This window comes from Nitrospira sp. (assembly GCA_024760545.1).
GTDB lineage: Bacteria > Nitrospirota > Nitrospiria > Nitrospirales > Nitrospiraceae > Nitrospira_D.
This window is the reverse complement of record CP060501.1, coordinates 2,447,646-2,463,901: the sequence shown is the minus strand read 5'-3', so window position 1 is coordinate 2,463,901 and position 16,256 is coordinate 2,447,646. Positions and strand designations below refer to the sequence as shown.

Genomic DNA, 16,256 nt, shown 5'->3' with positions numbered 1-16,256 from the left:
TCGACCTCACGCTTTCCCCTTGGCCTGGAAGCCGATCCGTCGCGTGGGTGCGTCGGGTGGCGGTTGCAGCAGTGGTTGCAGTTTCTCGTACAGATCGACCAAGGCGGTATCGTGCTCAAGCAAGGTCTTATCAATTTCAGCTAGGCGCTTAAGAATGGCCCGATTGGCAGCGATATGTTCACGCAGTCGAACAAAGGCTCGTATCACAAAGACGCTCATGTGGATTGCCCGTTCGCTATGGAGAATGTTGGCGACCATCATGGCGCCGTGCTCAGTGAACGCCCAGGGTCGGTACGCCATTCCGCGATGGCGGCTGGAACTGGTCGCAAATTGCGACCAGTTCACATTTATCCCTGTCATTCCAACTGATTGCGACGTTGAGGTCGCAAATGTCGACTTCAAGTTATTGAACTCCACAGTGGTGAGCTGAAAGGCAAAATCATCGGGGAACCGCCGTTGGTTTCGTTTGAAGGCTTCGTTAAAGCGCTTCGTAGGCACTCCGTATAGTCTGGCCAAATCCGCATCCAGGATGACGCGCTGGTTTCTAAGGACCAGGATGAGGGGCTCTAAGGAATCAGGGACAAGATCGGCTTTTCGTGAAGGCATCGATCAGCTCTCCCATGAAAGTTACGTCTTTCTTGCTCCGCACAGCGCAGCGGGCAGTCTAGCCAATACACTGAATGAACGCTACGTAATAGGTCGGGCGGCCAACGCCATGACGGCTGCTGTGACCCCATCGGCGACTGAGGCGATAAAGTCGAGATTCAACGTGTCGAGGGTATCGGTCGGCCGATGATAATGAGGATTACGGAAGTTCGCGGTGTCGGTCAGCATGACGGCCGGGAACCCCTGTTCCCAGAACGACGTGTGGTCGCTACGTCTTGTGTCCGGCAGCTTTTCTCCGTTGCCCGGCACAACCAAAGGAACAATCGGAAGGTGCGATTTCATCGTCTGGGCGATGGAGCTCGTCAAGTCCCGTGACCGCTCATTGCCGATCACGGCAAGGAAATTTGCTGTCGTGGGAACGGCGATCGGCACACCGGGGGGGATTTTCTGCGAACCTTCTTGATGGCTCGCATAACCGACGCACTCCAGCACGATCGCTCCATGAATGGCATGATGGTTCTTCCGAAGGAATGAGGTATAGGCGAAGCTGCCAAGGAGATTGTGTTCCTCCAAGTTGAAGGCGATGAACTGGACCGGCCTGGCCAATTTTATACTTCGGACCTGACGAGCTGCGTGTAGGAGCACCGCGAGCGCGCTGGCATTGTCATCAGCGCCGGGAGACCCTTCAATTGTATCGAAGTGCGCGGCAAGAATCAGAGGGAGCGCGTGTTCATCGTGCAGAGAACTGGAGCGCGCCGTTCCGATGACATTCCGATAGGGCTTGCCCAATGCTTCGAATTCATGCGCAGTGACGGCGAGCCCAGCTTCCATGAATCGGCGGCGCAGATACGCTTCCGTCTGCTGTAAGCGGACTGGAGAGGACAGGGGATGCCGCTCTCCTACCAGATGGCGAAGGTCTTCTTTGAGAAGGTTGCGATCAACGGGCACGTGGGTTTCCGTCAAGGGAAGGATTAGGTCACAATCTCGGTGCCGATACCTTTGTGCGTGAAGATTTCCAGCAGAACGGCATGGGGAATGCGCCCATCGATGATATGGGCCTTGCCGACTCCCTCAGCTATTGCCTCCAGGCAGGCATGAACTTTCGGGATCATGCCTTCCGTGATGATCCCTTTCTTCATCATACGTTGCACATCTTTTCGAGACACCGTGGAAAGGTGGCGTCCGTTGGCATCGCGAATGCCTTTGATATCCGTCATCATCAGAAGCTTCTCCGCGCGCAGTGCACCGGCCACCGCCCCAGCCACGAGATCCGCGTTGATATTGTATGTATTGCCCTCGCGGTCTGTTCCTATGGGTGCGATGACGGGGATGTAGTGGTCGTCCTGAAGATTGCGTAACAGACCCGGATCGACCTTTTCAATGTCGCCCACCAACCCAAAGTCGCCTTCACCATCTTCTCCCTCCAAGTCGCGCTCCAGACTTTCTGCCCAGGCCTTGGCCGTCAACGGCTTGCTGAGAATCAAGCCACCGTCCTTTCCGCTTAAACCGACCGCGCTTCCACCGTGCCGGTTGATGAGATCGGTGATCTCCATGTTGATTTTTCCGGCCAAGACCATTTCCACGATTTCCATCGTGGCCTCGTCGGTGATGCGGACGCCGTGACGAAATTTTGCTTCGATGCCGAGCCGATCCAGCATCTTGTCGATTTGCGGGCCGCCGCCGTGAATGATGACGGGATTGATCCCCACGTACTTCAATAGCACGATATCCTGCGCAAAGCGTTCTTTGAGCGAAGAGTCCGTCATCGCATGGCCACCGTATTTGACGACCACGGTTTTCCCGCGGAACGTGCGAATATACGGAAGGGCTTCGATGAGAACGTTGGCCTTCTTGATCAGTCGGTTCATGCTTGGCTCCAAGCTATCAAGTTCGGCGACCGTATCGGCCGATGTCGACGATGATCAGCTCTTAGAGTATATACCGGCTCAAATCCTGGTCCTTGACGATATCTTTCAAGCGCTCCCTCACGTAAGAGGCGGTGATGTCGATTCGTTTGTCGGGCCATCCGGGCCCTTCGAAGGAAATTTCCTCAAGCAACCGCTCCATGATGGTGAAGAGCCGGCGCGCGCCGATGTTCTCGGTCCGTTCATTCACCTGCACCGCGACCTCGGCGATCTCTTCCAGGCCGTCCTTGGCAAACTCAATGGTGAGGCCTTCTGTGGCCAGCAAGGCCTGATATTGACGGACCAACGCGCCTTTCGGCTCCGTCAGAATACGGACAAAATCATCTTTTGATAAGGGACTGAGTTCCACCCGGATGGGAAACCGTCCTTGAAGCTCCGGGATCAGGTCGGACGGCTTTGCCACATGAAAGGCGCCGGCGGCGATGAAGAGAATATGATCCGTCACGACCGGGCCGTGTTTCGTAGTGACCGTACATCCTTCTACGATGGGGAGTAAGTCGCGTTGCACGCCTTCCCGCGACACATCCGGTCCCATGGTACGTTCGCGGCCGGCGATCTTATCGATCTCATCGAGGAACACGATTCCGGTCTGTTCCACCTTGGCGATGGCTTCACGTGTGGCGTCATCCATATCGATCAATTTCTGGGCTTCTTCCTGTGTCAGGTGTTTGAGCGCCTCCGGCACCTTCATCACCCGCTTCTTTTTCTTACCTTGGAACATTCCACCCAGCATGTCACGGAGATTGTTCTCGAGGTCGTCAAGCCCTCCGACGTTGGAGATCACGCCGACCGGAAGCCCGCGTTCTTTTACTTCCATTTCAACCGTGCGTTCGTCCAGCTTTCCTTCCCGCAACTGCAGTCGAAGTTTCGACCGGGTGGCCTCGTGGGAATCCGGCGGTGTGTGGGTGGACGTCTCGTCCGCGCTTTCCCCAAATCCTGGTCGAGGGGGCGGCGGCGGCAAGAGAAGATCGAGTAGTCGCTCCTCTCCCTGTTGTTCGGCCTTTTGCTGAACGGAGGCAAGGCGTTGGGTCTTGACCATATTGATGGCCAGCTCGGTCAAATCGCGAATGATGGATTCCACATCGCGCCCGACGTAGCCGACTTCGGTGAATTTCGACGCTTCGACCTTGAGGAAAGGGGCCTCGGCCAACTTGGCGAGCCGTCTGGCGATCTCGGTCTTCCCGACTCCAGTCGGCCCGATCATGATAATGTTCTTCGGCATCACCTCATCGCGCAGGTCAGGAGCCACCTGCTGGCGACGCCAGCGGTTGCGAAGGGCAATGGCGACCATCCGCTTCGCGTCCTTTTGCCCGATCACATAACGATTCAGTTCCTCGACAATTTGACGCGGGGTGAGGCTATTGAGATTCAGCGGTTCGGAGTCGCTCGTGAGATGCTTCATGATAATGAGTTATCCTCGAAGTTCTTCAACAATAATCTGTTGGTTAGTGTAGATGTCAATAGAGCCCGCGATGGTCATGGCTTCGGTGACGATCACCGGGGCCTCGAGTTGCGAATGGCGTAACAGGGCTCTGGCAGCCGCGAGAGCATAGGGTCCACCCGAGCCGATGGCCAAAATGCCGTCTTCCGGCTCCACAACATCGCCGGTTCCTGAAATGACGAACGACTGGTCACGACCTGCGACGGCCAGGAGCGCTTCCAAACGTCGAAGCACGCGGTCGGTTCGCCAATCTTTCGCGAGCTCAACCGCTGCCCTGGTGAGATTGCCTCGATACTCCTCCAACTTGGCCTCAAATTTCTCGAACAGCGTAAAGGCATCCGCGGTGGCCCCGGCAAATCCGGCCAGTACTTGATCATGATGCAGGCGTCGAAGCTTTTTGGCGTTGTGCTTCATCACCGTGGTGCCTACGGTCACCTGGCCGTCGCATCCCATGGCGACCCGTCCGTCGCGTCGGACACACAAGATGGTGGTCGATCGAATAATCATGAAGATTTGCGGTCCTTTCCCGAGATGATGCTCGCTGCCTTGGCTCGAGGATGGGCTCGATCATAGACGGCGAGGAGTTGATCCGTCGCCACATGTGTATATTTTTGTGTTGTGCTCAGCGAGGCGTGCCCGAGCATTTCCTGTATGGAGCGGAGATCCGCGCCTTCGTCGAGCAGGTGCGTTGCGTAGGAATGCCGCAGAGCATGAGGACTTACCGATCCGCCGACGAGACGGCTGGAGTACCGCGAAACAATTTGAGCGACGCTCCGAGTCGTGATCCGGCCTCCACGATGATTTAAGAAAATCGGAGCCGATACCTGTGAAGCGATGGCCGGCACACGCAAGGATGTCCGATACACCCGGATCGCGTGCAGCGCCACGTCCCCGATCGGAACCACCCGCTCCTTGCGACCTTTGCCCTTGAGGCGGACAACCCCGTCCGCCTCGTTCAGGTCCCCATAGTTGATTCCGACGACTTCACTCACTCGAGCGCCAGTGGAGTACAATGTTTCGAGCAAGGCACGATCCCGCAAGGAGAGCGGTGAGACCCCCGTAGGAAATTCCATGAGCGCCGCGGCATCGTCCTTTGTCAACACTCGAGGGAGCGGCTTTGGTAGCTTAGGGCTTCTCAGGCTTTCTGCGGGGTTGGTCCGAACCACGCCTTCACGAACCAGAAACCGAAAGAAACTCCGAAGACAAGCGAGTTTCCTCGCCAAGGATGACGCTTTCTCGCCCTGTCGATCCAGGCTGTGGAGATAGGCACGAACATCGTCGCTGGTGACTGCATCGACTCGGATGCGGATGGGCTCTTCTTCCGTTCGACGGAGAAACCTTGCCAGTTGTTGAAGGTCGGATCGGTAATTGCGAATGGTCTCGTCCGACGCATTGCGCTCAACGTGCAGGTACTTTATGAAAGCCCTGATTGTATCTTCCATGAGTTGAAATCCTCGAGGGCACGCTGGCTCAACGCGCGGCGCTTCTTGTCTTTGTCTTTGGGAGGGTTCGACAAGGGAGGAAACAAGCCGAAATTGGTGTTCATCGGTTGGAAATGGCGAGGGTCCGATGAAGTGATATGAGAAACCAGACAGCCATGCGCTGTTGTGGGTGGCGGCGTGATCAATGGTTGCTCTGCTAGAGCCCGCGCCGCATTGATGCCGGCCAAGCCTCCCATGGCCGCCGATTCTGTATAGCCTTCCACGCCGATGAGTTGCCCCGCAAAGAATAGTGTGCTGCGTGCCTTGAATTGCAGCGTGTTGAAGAGGAGTTGAGGGGAATTGATGAAGGTGTTGCGATGGAGGCTCCCATACCGCAGGAACTCGGCTTGTTCGAGCCCGGGAATCATGCGAAACACGCGCTTCTGCTCCGGGTAGGTGAGTTTCGTCTGGAATCCTACCATGTTGTAGCACGTGCGATGGATGTTTTCTGTCCGCAGCTGCACGACTGCCGCCGGCTCTATCCCGGTCCGCGGATCCTTCAGGCCGACTGGCTTCAGAGGACCGAACTGCATTGTCTGGCGGCCACGTTCTGCCAACACTTCAATCGGAACGCAGGCCTCGAAATAGGGAGTTTTCTCAAATTCCTTTGGCTGCACCTTCTCCGCTGCCATCAGAGTATCGTAAAAGGCGTCGTACTGCGTATCGGTCATGGGGCAATTCAGATAGTCATCTCCACCCTTGTCGTAGCGAGAGGCACGAAAGACGATGTCCATGTTAATGGAATCCGCGTCGATGATCGGCGAGATGGCGTCGTAAAAATAGAGGTGCTTCGATTGTGTCACAGCGCGGATGGCCTGTGAGAGTTTATCCGAGGTCAACGGCCCTGTGGCGATAATGCAGAGGCAATCCACGGGAATTTCCGCAATCTCTTCGTGAAGAATTCTGATGCGAGGATGTCCTTCCAAGGCCTGGGTTATGGTCTGCGAGAACCGCTCACGATCGACAGCCAGCGCCGATCCGGCCGGCACTCTGGCCTGCTCGGCGGCAGAGATGATCAGCGAGTTGACGCGGCGCATCTCCTCCTTGAGAATGCCTGGCGCATTCAGAGGATCAGTGGATCCCAGTGAATTCGAGCACACGAGCTCGGCCAATCCTCCGGTTTTATGCGCCTTCGTCATCTCTTTTGGGCGCATTTCATAGAGCGTGACTCTGGCTCCGCGATTCGCCGCTTGCCAGGCCGCTTCCGAACCGGCCAGACCACCGCCCACGATGACGACGTCATCTCTCATGATCGACATTCCTTGCCGTGAAAGGCGTTCATTCTAGAAACCGTCTTTTGGTGAAGTCAAGGAGAGAGACAACGTTGAACCACGCCAAAATCTCGTGCTAGACTCCCCCTCCGGTCGGGCGATTAGCTCAGTGGTAGAGCGCTTCCTTCACACGGAAGAGGCCACAGGTTCGATACCTGTATCGCCCACCATCTTTCCCACGGCACCGTGCGCTCTTATCGTCCACGATCAGTCTGGGCGTCATCTCCGCCACTATCCGACCTCCAAAGAACGTACGGAAGCGTTTCACGAAGACCTGACCTGTCTGGTGGCTTGCCAACTTCACGAGATGCTTTCGCTCGAAACGATCCATTAGTTCGTCGAAAGCTCGGGTCTTTTCTTTGAGGCGATCCAAATACTGCCCCTCAATCAGCTGAACCTTCACCTTAGTCATGATCGAGTCTGCCAACGCCCGATTCGCCGTCCCAGAAAAATCAAATTCATCCACCAGACATTCCCTCGTTTAACGAGCCCCACGGTCTTCCTCCTTTCATTTTTGGCTCGCTGTCGGTGGTCTCCCCGGGGGCGCGGAGTATGGGCGTCTCGCGTGGCCGCTTCAATGACACGATCCAGATCGCGGTGACTGATCTGGCACTCTCGCGGCATTGATGCTGGTGATTTCCCCTCAAACGATTCCAACCATTCCGTCACCTTGTCCCGCTCGAACCGAATCAAGCCATGAATCTTTCGACGGGGGATCTTACCTTGAGCCCAGAGGTTGAGCGTTGAGGGTTTGATGTTGAGCCAGGCGGATAAGCCTATCGGTTGTGGGTTCTCTCTGACGGGACTATGTCTTGCCTCGGGATTGAGGCATTCAGCTACAACGGTTTGTATTCTGTTGAGGCACAACACCACAGGCCGATGCAGCTCAGCGGATCAGCTGAGGGAAAGCCATGACGAGTAAAGCCCGAAGTCACGGTGCATTCCATGTCCTCCGGTTGACTGCTTTTCGATCGAACCGTGATGGCATTCAAGATGCTTTAGCAACTTCATGGAACGTACAAGGAGGAGTTGTGATGGCGATGATTAAACGAGGCGGCTCTCTCGTCGTGATGTTGATGCTCATGGCGACGATGCTGTCATGCGGCTCGCGCCCGCCGATCGATGACCGCGTTCCCTCCACGCACTTGGAAAAAGCCCTCGCCTTGCAGGCACCGTTCGGTGATGCGCGGCACGCTGCACCGGAGATTGTGGCAGCGGGGAAAACTCTCTATGAGGGCAAAGGCACCTGTCATCTCTGTCATGGGTTGAGCGGGAAAGGAGATGGCCCGGCCAACCATATGCATGCCAAAAATCCTCCCCGAGATTTCACGGATTGCGCGGTGCAGAGAGATCGCGACGATGGCGAGCTCTTCTGGATTATCAAGTACGGTAGTCCAGGAACTGCCATGCAGGCCCTCATTCCGAACCTTCTCAGTGAAGAGGAAGGCTGGAAAGTGATTGCTTATCTGCGAACCTTCTGCAAGTGGGGAGAGCCACCGGCTTAACCTGGTTTCCTGATCTCTTGGCAGGGAACAACGCCCACTATTTTAGTTCGGGCGAGAGTGGAAAGGAGCTCGTTGGGGTATGAAACACCGTCTAGGGGTGCAAGCCACTCTCCTGCTGGTCGGGCTGATTGCCTTGGTGGGCTATGACTGGAGCCAACTCGCCACCGACGCCCAGGCGATTCCCGCGTTTGCCCGGAAGTACGGGTTCTCATGTAATGTCTGTCACGTGCCCGGCTTCCCGAAACTCAACGACACCGGCAATATCTTCCGCGATCAAGGCTATCAAGTGGATTCTGAACGGGATCTGCCGACGCACGAAAGCATCTCCATGGGGTACATTCCCATTTCCTTCCGCACGACGGTGGGCTATCAACGAGCCAGTGTTCGGACCGACGCCACCGGCGTGACCACGGGAGGGTTCGGCTTCACGGGATTGGATATCCTCAGTTTCGGAACCCTGACGCGCAATATCGCCTTTGGGGTTGTGTATACGCCGGGATTGGGGAGTGCTGGATTTGGGACTGGCGCCAGTGATAGTGATCTCGAGGCCGCGTTTGTCCGACTGATGCGGCTAGAACAATTTCTGGGAGTGAAACCTGAAGCCGGCAATTATCTCCTGAACCTGAAGGTGGGTAAATTCGAGCTGGATGTGCCCTTCAGCGAGAAACGCAGTCCGACCCTGAATACCCCGTTTGTGCTGTATCATTATTTACCCGGCACACCATACACATCGACCATCAGCGGGACCTCCACGAGTTCCTATCTCAATCCCAACTCGTTTGCGATCGGCGAGAATCAACCTGGTCTTGAGCTGACCGGGATAAAGAAGACGGCTGCTACGGAAGGGTACTTCCGATACACCCTCGCCGCTCTCACGACCAATGCCTTTTCCGGGCCGCTCAGCGGATGCAGCGCCGGGACGACGTGTGGTACGGGAGGCCGAAACGTCAACTTCTATGGTCATGTCACCCAGTCGTTCGGAGGCTATGGCATCGTGTCTGGACATCGGCTCGGCCTGTTCGGCGCCTATGGCACAGCACCTACGGTCGTCAATGCGACGTGTCCGACCTGCCAAGCGGTTGCCGGCAGCGGGCAACCCTTCCACCGCGTCGGAGGCGACTTCAGCTTGACCTTCGATGGGCAATGGAACTTGTTCGGCGCGCTGATGTATGGCAACGATAGTAAGAACTTGTTTACGTCCCAAGGCATCGTCAACGCACAGCGGGCGGCTTGGTATGGGGCATTTGTGCAATTGGACTGGTATCCGACGCTGCTTCCCTTCATCCATATGCCAGGGTGGCTGTTGTCGTATCGCTACGACTTGATCCGCAACATCCAGCAAGGGGATCCGACTTTCGCCAAGGACTATAACAACGTGAACTCTCATACGTTCATGGGGCGGTATTACCTCCATCAGTCCAGCCGAACCGATATTGCGCTGCACATGGAGTACAACTTCTACCAGACCGCCAGGGTCGGAACCGGTGGCGGGGATTTACACGGCCAGACGCTGCTGTCCGGAATCGACTTTGCGTTCTAATTGAGGTGAAAGTGTGGCCGCAAGAATTCACCAGCGTCGGAGGATCGGTGAACTGGTGGGGTACGATTCCAATGAGTCATGAATGATGCGATCATCGCGAATCGGATTGGTCGGACTCAGTGTGTGCCTGGTCGCATGCTCCGGCCCACCCCTGAGTACCACGGTGGTGAGGGCCGCCACGCCCATCACGCGAACCGCCTGTCACCAATGTGAGGAGGCAGCCCGGTTTGTCCGGCTCCAACAGATGTCCGATGACTCTCACGCGGCTTCCTCTCGCCAGTTCACACATCCACTTGTCCTCACTCCTGAGGAATGGACCGCGCTCCTCGCGACCGTGCAGGTCCAGCGTCAAGCCGAGGGCCTTCTGTTCCGGGACCCACCAGGGCCGGTGCTCCCCGCCTTCACTCCGGAGGACATCAGATTTCTCTGCGCCGCATTGAGCCAGGCCTTTGCGCAAGCCCAACCCCATGAAATGGTCGTGTTTGGACTCAGTCACCTGAACTCGTACAACATGACTGAATTCACGACCGGCGGATGGTTCGCCGAAGGGTCTTCGCTGCATCTTGTCTTAGCAAACTATCGAAAGGTCGTCACCATGCCGGGTACCCGTCAATTGCTTTGGGAGCGCCCCCTGCGTCCGGATGCAGGCCCTCGCTACGATCTGGTCGCGAGCCAGTATCAGACACCCGTGGGCGACGCTGGGGCGTGGGCGGGTCTGTTTTCGCCCTCCCCAGCTGAAGTGAGTATTTCGTACCAGGCGGTGCTGGTTGGAGAGCCGGGCGACCCCTCGACACCTCAGAAAGAGCTTGCATCTTCCCCTGATAGGGATCCTCCCACTCTGTCACTCGAAGAGCGCCTCCGGATGCTGAAGCGGTGGCACGACCAGGGGTTGATCACGGAAGACGAGTATCATGTCAAGAAACAACGGCTCCTGGAACGCTTCTAAGCCATCTCGCGCAGAAATCATTGCGATAGTCCAATCGCGTAACGACCACAGTACTTAACCAACAAGAACTGACTACTGAACCATTGATAACCCGAACAATCCTTTAGACAATCATCTTCCGACATTGGTTCTCATAGGACAAACCTAGCCTCCGAAGGGAGCGTGATACCGGATGAGAACGAGCAACAACGTCGTAACGAACGATTGCTTCTGAGGGGGCAGCCCAGTTTTTCCCAACGCAAGGATGGGCAGGGGACAGATTGGAATATACATACAGCAGATCGTGTTGTTCTTGATTTCCGTCTGTCCTCTCAAGGCCTACGCACAGATTCTATACCTGTATCGCCCACCATGTTGTCCTGCTGGGTGCTTACTCTAACTCCTTGGAAATATTGATACAGTAGCTTGGAAGCAACGCCTCGTGTTCTGGACAGAAATGAGGACGTCAGCTACACTTCTGATTGTGGTGATGTGTCTGGCTTGAGGATCGCGTGGTGAGGACCAAAACAAGCGAGGTAATGTTATGAGAGCAACGTGGACGGTTGTCGGTATCATGATGTTGGCTATGGTCGCAGCTGGCTGCAGCACAACACACCAGCAACGTGCCGGCGCCGATGATAAGGAATACACTCCCCCGACGAGCATTTACAACATTCTGGATAGCACTGCACTGGTCTATTCAGACCCGGCTGCTGGATCAGCCGTGAACGATCATCCTCTTCGTTGGCTCGGGTTCGTTTCACATCCGATAGGCCAAGCTTTCGACTACGGGATTAATCGGCCTTTGTACACGCTCTCGAGCGGGTTCTCGTATCTCAGCGGGTACACGGCAGAAGACAATATGCTAGACGCACAACGCCGCTAAACTCAGCCAGTGCTTTTGCGAAAGCCGAGGCCCACTCTTTGGAAGCGTGGGCCTCGCAGTTTCCTCTTCGCCAAGACCCCCTCAAATCGTGTATTGTCCCTCTTATAGGGATCCAGTCATGAGTTTCTTGAGATACCTGTCTTCAGCCGGTTTGTTGATAATATTGGGTCTTACGATCGGGTGCAGCGGCCCAGCAGCCCCCGTTCGGCCCCCCCTCCCTCCCTCAAAAACCGATCTCGTTCTGCTTGCCTCGACGGCACTCTGCGAGCGCAAGGCCGAATTTCTAGAAAAACATCCTCCCACGACGCACACGTCGAGAGACTGGGGAGCAGGCCGCGAACTCACGATTTCGTTGGAGAAGAGTGCCTCGCACGGAGAAGAATCCTACTTCTTCGACGAAGATGGTGTCCTGGTGGGGGTACTCTTTACGTTCCCCCGAGGGCTGGACCTCAAGCCGTATTCAGTGCTCCGGCAGACGCTCTCGCAGCTGAAGCCGTCACTCGAGTTCTACTTGAACGTAGCCGAATTGGAGACGAGAACGAACATGGAGAGCAGTGCTCTTCTGGAAACCGGCGACGAGAAAAGCACGACCCAGTATCTCGTCACAAGTCTGCGAGAGCATCCGATGTTGCTTCAAGCTTCCTTCACCATCGACCCGTATGTGCGGCTGTTTTCTCCATACCGGCGGGAGTTTCTCGATCGGCTTCGCAACCCGACAGGAGGCAAGGGAGGACAGAAGATGGAGAGTCAAGGAATCGAAGACAAGGAGCCGTTCGCGTCTTTGCAGCAATTCGCCCGTGGCCAAGCCGCGCAGCTCGCCTATTGCGGTGAAAAAAACTATGATATCGCGGCCGACGCCTACCAGAAAGCCATTACAAGTGGGTTTACCAACAAGGTGTGGCTTGCCGAAGCTCGACATAAGCTGGGAGTCGCTTGGCAAGCGAAGGGTCAATTCGAAAAAGCGAAAACAGAGTTGCTGGAATCGCTCGCTCTCAGACCCAACATCCCCGAAGTGCTGAACAACCTCGGAACAGTTCAGGTCAAACTCGGTGATAAAGCCGCCGGCTTGAGCTCGTTTGAAAGAGCGGTCGTCCTTCGCCCCAACTATGCTCTAGCCCGATACAACCTTGCCGAAGCGTCTGAAATGACGAATCCAAAGCGCGCCCTCTCCGAATACGAAACCTACCTTGCCATCGTAGAAGGGGTTCCCGAAGAGGCGGATCGCATTGCTTACGTAAAGGAACGCATCAAGGTATTAAAGCAGTAGTCTTCACTCTACGTACTCGGCCCTACCAGGGTCCGCGACTTAACGACGAACAAGTAATTCTTGGAGAATGTCGTCGGAGCAAGAGTTTCAATATGACAAAATGGCTCAGCCTCGAGCCCGTTCCTGCTGTTCCTGGAGGGTTTTGCACTCGATGCAGAGTGTGGTCACGGGACGGGCTTTGAGCCGCTTGTAAGGGATGTCTCCGCCGCAGTGTTCGCAAATCCCATAGGTCGCGACATTCATCCGTTCCAGAGCCTCGTCGATCTTCTTGAGCAACTTCCGCTCGCGCTCGCGAATTCGCATAGAAAAATTCTGATCGACTTCGGCGGAAGCTTGGTCGCTGACGTCTGGAAATGCCTCGAGATCGCCGCGGTGCGTCAGCACTTCCCCAACCTCATTCAGGATTGCCGCACGCTGGCGCTCAAGGTCACGGCGAATGTCAGGGTATTTTGCCTTCTTGGCAGGTGCTTTCTGACTATCTCTCGAACCCTTGGTGCGCGCCGTGCTCGGCGATTTGGTCGAAGGAGCGCGTTTACTGGACGGGCGTGCTTTCATAGCCAAGTTCCATGTGTGAGAAAACAGCAAACTATACCAACCTGAATCAGGAGGGTCAACGAGGACCGAACGCTACAAATCTCGCCGACCTTCGATCGATTTCAACAACGTCACTTCGTCCGCATACTCAATGTCCATGCCCACGGGAATTCCATAGGCGATTCGAGAAACACGCACACCGAACGGCTTGAGCAACCGGGTGAGGTAGATTGCCGTGGCTTCTCCTTCAATCGTAGGGTTCGTTGCAAGAATGATTTCTTCGACCCCTCCGAGTTTTACACGCTCAATGAGTTCGTCAGCTTTGATATCTCCCGGACCTACGCCGTCGAGCGGCGAAAGCGCGCCCAACAGAACGTGATAAAGTCCACGGTAGGCGCCGGCGCGTTCAACCGCATAGAGGGTGCTCGGTTCTTCAACGACAAAAATCTTAGTACGATCGCGCTTAGGGTCAAGACAAAACTCGCACAAATCCCCTTCGGCGATATTCCGGCAGCTTCTGCAAAATGCCAGCCCATCCTTCACTGCACGTATGGCATCCGCCAAGCGCAAGGCGTCCTCCCGTTCAGCTTTCATGAGGTGAAAAGCCAAACGCTGCGCGCTCTTGTGGCCGATTCCCGGGAGACGGACCAGCTCCTTGATCAATCTTGCCAACAGCCCTTGCTGATCGACGGCCATCAGAAAAGGCCCGGGATTTTCATCCCCCCGGTCAGCGCTTTCATTTCGCCTTCCATCAATTCCTTGGCTTTACGGAGCGCCTCATTCGTCGCAGCCACCACGAGATCCTGAAGCATATCGACATCGCCGCTTTTGACGACCTCGGGATCGATGACCACGCTAACAATCTGCATCGCACCATTCGCCGTTACCGTGACAATCCCACCGCCCGCCGTCCCGCTGGCGGTTTTCGATGCCGCCTGCTCCTGAATCTTGGCCATTTGCTCCTGCATAGCCTGGGCTTGTTTGAGGATGTTGCTCATGTTGCCGAAAGGATTTTTCATTCGCTTGCCTCCTGTTGGGCTATGGTACGAACATCGGCTAACTCGACGCCGAATATCTCAAGTGCCTGCTTGACCGTCGGATTTGCCTTCGCACGTTCGAATAACACCAACCGCTGCTCTTGTTCCTTGGCTGCTCGTGCTTGCGCCATCGTCGGCCCCTGTGGATGCGTGTCGGTGAGTTCAATGATGCGAACCCGCACGGGGTGCCCCAATTGCTGCTCACAAAGCTTTGCTACCACGTGGAGATTCTCTTCCTTCTCCAGTCTGCCCCTGGCCAGGGTTGCCTGCTTGGCAAACCCGATGGTGACGAAGCCGCTTTCCATCCCGATAAACCGACCGGCTTCCAGGAAGGGTGCGATGTTTGGAAATGACGCAGCGACCTCTTCTTGGACTGATTCCCAATGCAGTGTCGGTTGTGGGCCGACGGCTGTGGGAAGGTGAGGAATCGAGGTGGTTGTCGTCGTATCGGTGACGAGCTTGTGGGATGGAACGGGTGCATTCGCACGCTCTTCGTTCTTTCCTACCTCGGATGAGGGAGGTCTAGAGACCGATTTTGAGGCAAGAGATACGTCCTGTCGCACAGTCGGGGGAGGCGGTGTCGATGGCGCAGTCTTCTGTGCTTCAGGCGCAACCGAAAGTTTTTGGCTTGAAGACGGCCCTGTCGGGAGCGGCCGGGCAACGACACTCTCCCTTTGACGCAGCAATCGCGTGGCTCGAACCGCCGCGGTCTCCATAACAAATCGAGGATGAGCGCTGAACCGTAATGAATCTTCCGCCTGGAGGAAGATTGCGAACAGTTCCTGAAGCTGTTCCGGAGTCAGCGTCTTCGCATCCATCGAAAGCTGCTTCAGATCTTCTTCCGATGTTTCGATCAAGCTCTGCAACTCTCGTGTGCCAGGAACGACTGCCGCCACAAGCAAATTGCGGAGGTGTTCCACCACTTCGGCGCAAAATGCGCGCAAGTCATGTCCCTGGTCCAACAAATTCGCCAGACTGGCTAGAGCGGTGGGGCTGTCTTGGGTGATCATGGCTCCGATGAGCCCCTGCACCAGCTCTTGTGGCACTGTGCCCAATAGCACTTCGAGATCCGTGTGCCGGATGGTCTTCCCGCCATAGGCAATTGCCTGATCGAGCAAACTCAGAGCATCTCGCATACTACCTTCACTGGCACGAGCCAGGGCTACGAAGCTTCGTTCCTCGAGTGTCAACCCGTCCTGGACAGCCACGTGTCGAAGGCGTTCGATGATTTCGGTCCTGGCAATCCGCCGAAAATTATAATGCTGGCATCGAGAAAGAATCGTCGCAGGGATCTTGTGGATTTCCGTTGTCGCAAAAATGAAGACCACATGTGCCGGCGGTTCTTCGAGCGTCTTCAACAGGGCATTGAAGGCTGAATTTGAGAGCATGTGAACTTCGTCGATGATATAGACTCGAAACTGACCACGAAACGGCGAGAATTTGACGTTCTCGCGGATCTCGCGAACATCGTCCACGCCGGTATTGGACGCGCCGTCAATCTCGATCACGTCGACTGAGCTTCCTTGCGCAATCTCGCGGCAGTTTTCGCATGTATCGCACGGACGACTGGTCAGCCCTCGTTCGCAGTTGAGCGCCTTCGCAAGGATACGCGCGACGGTCGTTTTCCCCACGCCTCGCGTGCCGGAAAAGAGGTAGGCGTGAGCGATCCGCTTGGTGGAAACCGCGTTCATCAGCGTTTGGACGACATGGGGCTGCCCAATCACATCGTCAAACGTGCCGGGCCGGTATTTTCGTGCGGAGACTTGGTAGTCCAATGGATGCTTTACTCCCTATGGTGAGCGATATTCCAGGAGTGATGCAGATGCGAGACTTGGATC

At 55.9% G+C, this 16,256-nt stretch carries 16 protein-coding genes and 1 tRNA gene; 6 read left to right on the top strand and 11 right to left on the bottom strand.

Annotated features, from left to right (window positions below; genetic code table 11):
- Nucleotides 1–6: 6 nt before the first annotated feature.
- The 7 genes from H8K03_11610 to trmFO form a co-directional block, all read right to left on the bottom strand.
- Nucleotides 7–606: an ORF6N domain-containing protein gene (locus H8K03_11610; GenBank protein UVT18483.1), complete on the bottom strand. Its 600-nt coding sequence runs from the start codon at nucleotides 604–606 to the stop codon at nucleotides 7–9.
- Nucleotides 607–687: 81 nt separating this feature from the next.
- Nucleotides 688–1,554 carry a M28 family peptidase gene (locus tag H8K03_11605; protein ID UVT18482.1) on the bottom strand — a complete coding sequence of 289 codons (867 nt, stop codon included), beginning with the start codon at nucleotides 1,552–1,554 and terminating at the stop codon, nucleotides 688–690.
- A gap of 23 nt (nucleotides 1,555–1,577) precedes the next feature.
- Complete coding sequence (gene argB / locus H8K03_11600; GenBank protein UVT18481.1) at nucleotides 1,578–2,474, bottom strand: acetylglutamate kinase; 897 nt, start codon at nucleotides 2,472–2,474, stop codon at nucleotides 1,578–1,580.
- 61 nt (nucleotides 2,475–2,535) lie between these two features.
- On the bottom strand, nucleotides 2,536–3,903 hold the full coding sequence (hslU, locus tag H8K03_11595; protein ID UVT22454.1) for an ATP-dependent protease ATPase subunit HslU: 1,368 nt from the start codon (nucleotides 3,901–3,903) through the stop codon (nucleotides 2,536–2,538).
- Nucleotides 3,904–3,942: 39 nt separating this feature from the next.
- Nucleotides 3,943–4,479 (bottom strand): ATP-dependent protease subunit HslV, encoded by a 537-nt coding sequence (gene hslV / locus H8K03_11590; protein UVT18480.1) that lies wholly within the window; start codon nucleotides 4,477–4,479, stop codon nucleotides 3,943–3,945.
- The gene (gene xerC / locus H8K03_11585; protein UVT18479.1) at nucleotides 4,476–5,414 is read right to left on the bottom strand and encodes a tyrosine recombinase XerC; all 939 of its coding nucleotides are present in this window, start codon (nucleotides 5,412–5,414) and stop codon (nucleotides 4,476–4,478) included. Before xerC ends, hslV begins: the two co-directional genes overlap by 4 nt.
- Complete coding sequence (gene trmFO, locus H8K03_11580) at nucleotides 5,387–6,703, bottom strand: methylenetetrahydrofolate--tRNA-(uracil(54)-C(5))-methyltransferase (FADH(2)-oxidizing) TrmFO (protein ID UVT18478.1); 1,317 nt, start codon at nucleotides 6,701–6,703, stop codon at nucleotides 5,387–5,389. Before trmFO ends, xerC begins: the two co-directional genes overlap by 28 nt.
- 116 nt (nucleotides 6,704–6,819) lie before the next feature.
- Between trmFO and H8K03_11575 the strand changes: the two genes are divergently transcribed.
- The 6 genes from H8K03_11575 to H8K03_11550 all read left to right on the top strand — a co-directional run bounded on the left by H8K03_11575 (nucleotide 6,820) and on the right by H8K03_11550 (nucleotide 12,847).
- A tRNA-Val gene (locus H8K03_11575) sits at nucleotides 6,820–6,894 on the top strand.
- A gap of 864 nt (nucleotides 6,895–7,758) precedes the next feature.
- Nucleotides 7,759–8,229, top strand: a complete 471-nt coding sequence (locus H8K03_11570; protein ID UVT18477.1) for a cytochrome c — start codon at nucleotides 7,759–7,761, stop codon at nucleotides 8,227–8,229.
- A gap of 79 nt (nucleotides 8,230–8,308) precedes the next feature.
- Entirely contained in the window at nucleotides 8,309–9,769 is a 1,461-nt protein-coding gene (locus H8K03_11565) for a hypothetical protein (GenBank protein ID UVT18476.1), read from the top strand.
- A gap of 82 nt (nucleotides 9,770–9,851) precedes the next feature.
- Nucleotides 9,852–10,715, top strand: a complete 864-nt coding sequence (locus H8K03_11560; protein UVT18475.1) for an SHOCT domain-containing protein — start codon at nucleotides 9,852–9,854, stop codon at nucleotides 10,713–10,715.
- 523 nt (nucleotides 10,716–11,238) lie between these two features.
- A complete protein-coding gene (locus H8K03_11555; GenBank protein UVT18474.1) occupies nucleotides 11,239–11,580 on the top strand; it encodes a hypothetical protein in 342 nt (113 codons plus the stop codon).
- 118 nt (nucleotides 11,581–11,698) lie between these two features.
- Complete coding sequence (locus H8K03_11550) at nucleotides 11,699–12,847, top strand: hypothetical protein (protein ID UVT18473.1); 1,149 nt, start codon at nucleotides 11,699–11,701, stop codon at nucleotides 12,845–12,847.
- 105 nt (nucleotides 12,848–12,952) lie between these two features.
- Here the strand turns inward: H8K03_11550 and H8K03_11545 are convergent, their stop codons facing one another.
- The 4 genes from H8K03_11545 to dnaX form a co-directional block, all read right to left on the bottom strand.
- A complete protein-coding gene (locus H8K03_11545; GenBank protein ID UVT18472.1) occupies nucleotides 12,953–13,402 on the bottom strand; it encodes a TraR/DksA C4-type zinc finger protein in 450 nt (149 codons plus the stop codon).
- Nucleotides 13,403–13,474: 72 nt separating this feature from the next.
- The gene (gene recR / locus H8K03_11540; GenBank protein ID UVT18471.1) at nucleotides 13,475–14,077 is read right to left on the bottom strand and encodes a recombination protein RecR; all 603 of its coding nucleotides are present in this window, start codon (nucleotides 14,075–14,077) and stop codon (nucleotides 13,475–13,477) included.
- Complete coding sequence (locus H8K03_11535; protein UVT18470.1) at nucleotides 14,077–14,400, bottom strand: YbaB/EbfC family nucleoid-associated protein; 324 nt, start codon at nucleotides 14,398–14,400, stop codon at nucleotides 14,077–14,079. The genes recR and H8K03_11535 overlap by 1 nt, the downstream gene beginning before the upstream one ends.
- The gene (gene dnaX / locus H8K03_11530) at nucleotides 14,397–16,193 is read right to left on the bottom strand and encodes a DNA polymerase III subunit gamma/tau (protein UVT18469.1); all 1,797 of its coding nucleotides are present in this window, start codon (nucleotides 16,191–16,193) and stop codon (nucleotides 14,397–14,399) included. Before dnaX ends, H8K03_11535 begins: the two co-directional genes overlap by 4 nt.
- Nucleotides 16,194–16,256 lie beyond the last annotated feature (63 nt).

What these genes read in the sequence shown, in the direction of transcription:
- hslV (UVT18480.1), bottom strand. Translation starts at nt 4,479, where the DNA reads ATGATTATTCGATCGACCACCATCTTGTGTGTCCGACGCGACGGACGG.
- H8K03_11560 (UVT18475.1), top strand. Translation starts at nt 9,852, where the DNA reads ATGATGCGATCATCGCGAATCGGATTGGTCGGACTCAGTGTGTGCCTG.
- H8K03_11555 (UVT18474.1), top strand. Translation starts at nt 11,239, where the DNA reads ATGAGAGCAACGTGGACGGTTGTCGGTATCATGATGTTGGCTATGGTC.
- trmFO (UVT18478.1), bottom strand. Translation starts at nt 6,703, where the DNA reads ATGAGAGATGACGTCGTCATCGTGGGCGGTGGTCTGGCCGGTTCGGAA.
- xerC (UVT18479.1), bottom strand. Translation starts at nt 5,414, where the DNA reads ATGGAAGATACAATCAGGGCTTTCATAAAGTACCTGCACGTTGAGCGC.
- H8K03_11610 (UVT18483.1), bottom strand. Translation starts at nt 606, where the DNA reads ATGCCTTCACGAAAAGCCGATCTTGTCCCTGATTCCTTAGAGCCCCTC.
- H8K03_11545 (UVT18472.1), bottom strand. Translation starts at nt 13,402, where the DNA reads ATGAAAGCACGCCCGTCCAGTAAACGCGCTCCTTCGACCAAATCGCCG.
- recR (UVT18471.1), bottom strand. Translation starts at nt 14,077, where the DNA reads ATGGCCGTCGATCAGCAAGGGCTGTTGGCAAGATTGATCAAGGAGCTG.
- H8K03_11565 (UVT18476.1), top strand. Translation starts at nt 8,309, where the DNA reads ATGAAACACCGTCTAGGGGTGCAAGCCACTCTCCTGCTGGTCGGGCTG.
- H8K03_11550 (UVT18473.1), top strand. Translation starts at nt 11,699, where the DNA reads ATGAGTTTCTTGAGATACCTGTCTTCAGCCGGTTTGTTGATAATATTG.
- H8K03_11535 (UVT18470.1), bottom strand. Translation starts at nt 14,400, where the DNA reads ATGAAAAATCCTTTCGGCAACATGAGCAACATCCTCAAACAAGCCCAG.
- H8K03_11570 (UVT18477.1), top strand. Translation starts at nt 7,759, where the DNA reads ATGGCGATGATTAAACGAGGCGGCTCTCTCGTCGTGATGTTGATGCTC.
- argB (UVT18481.1), bottom strand. Translation starts at nt 2,474, where the DNA reads ATGAACCGACTGATCAAGAAGGCCAACGTTCTCATCGAAGCCCTTCCG.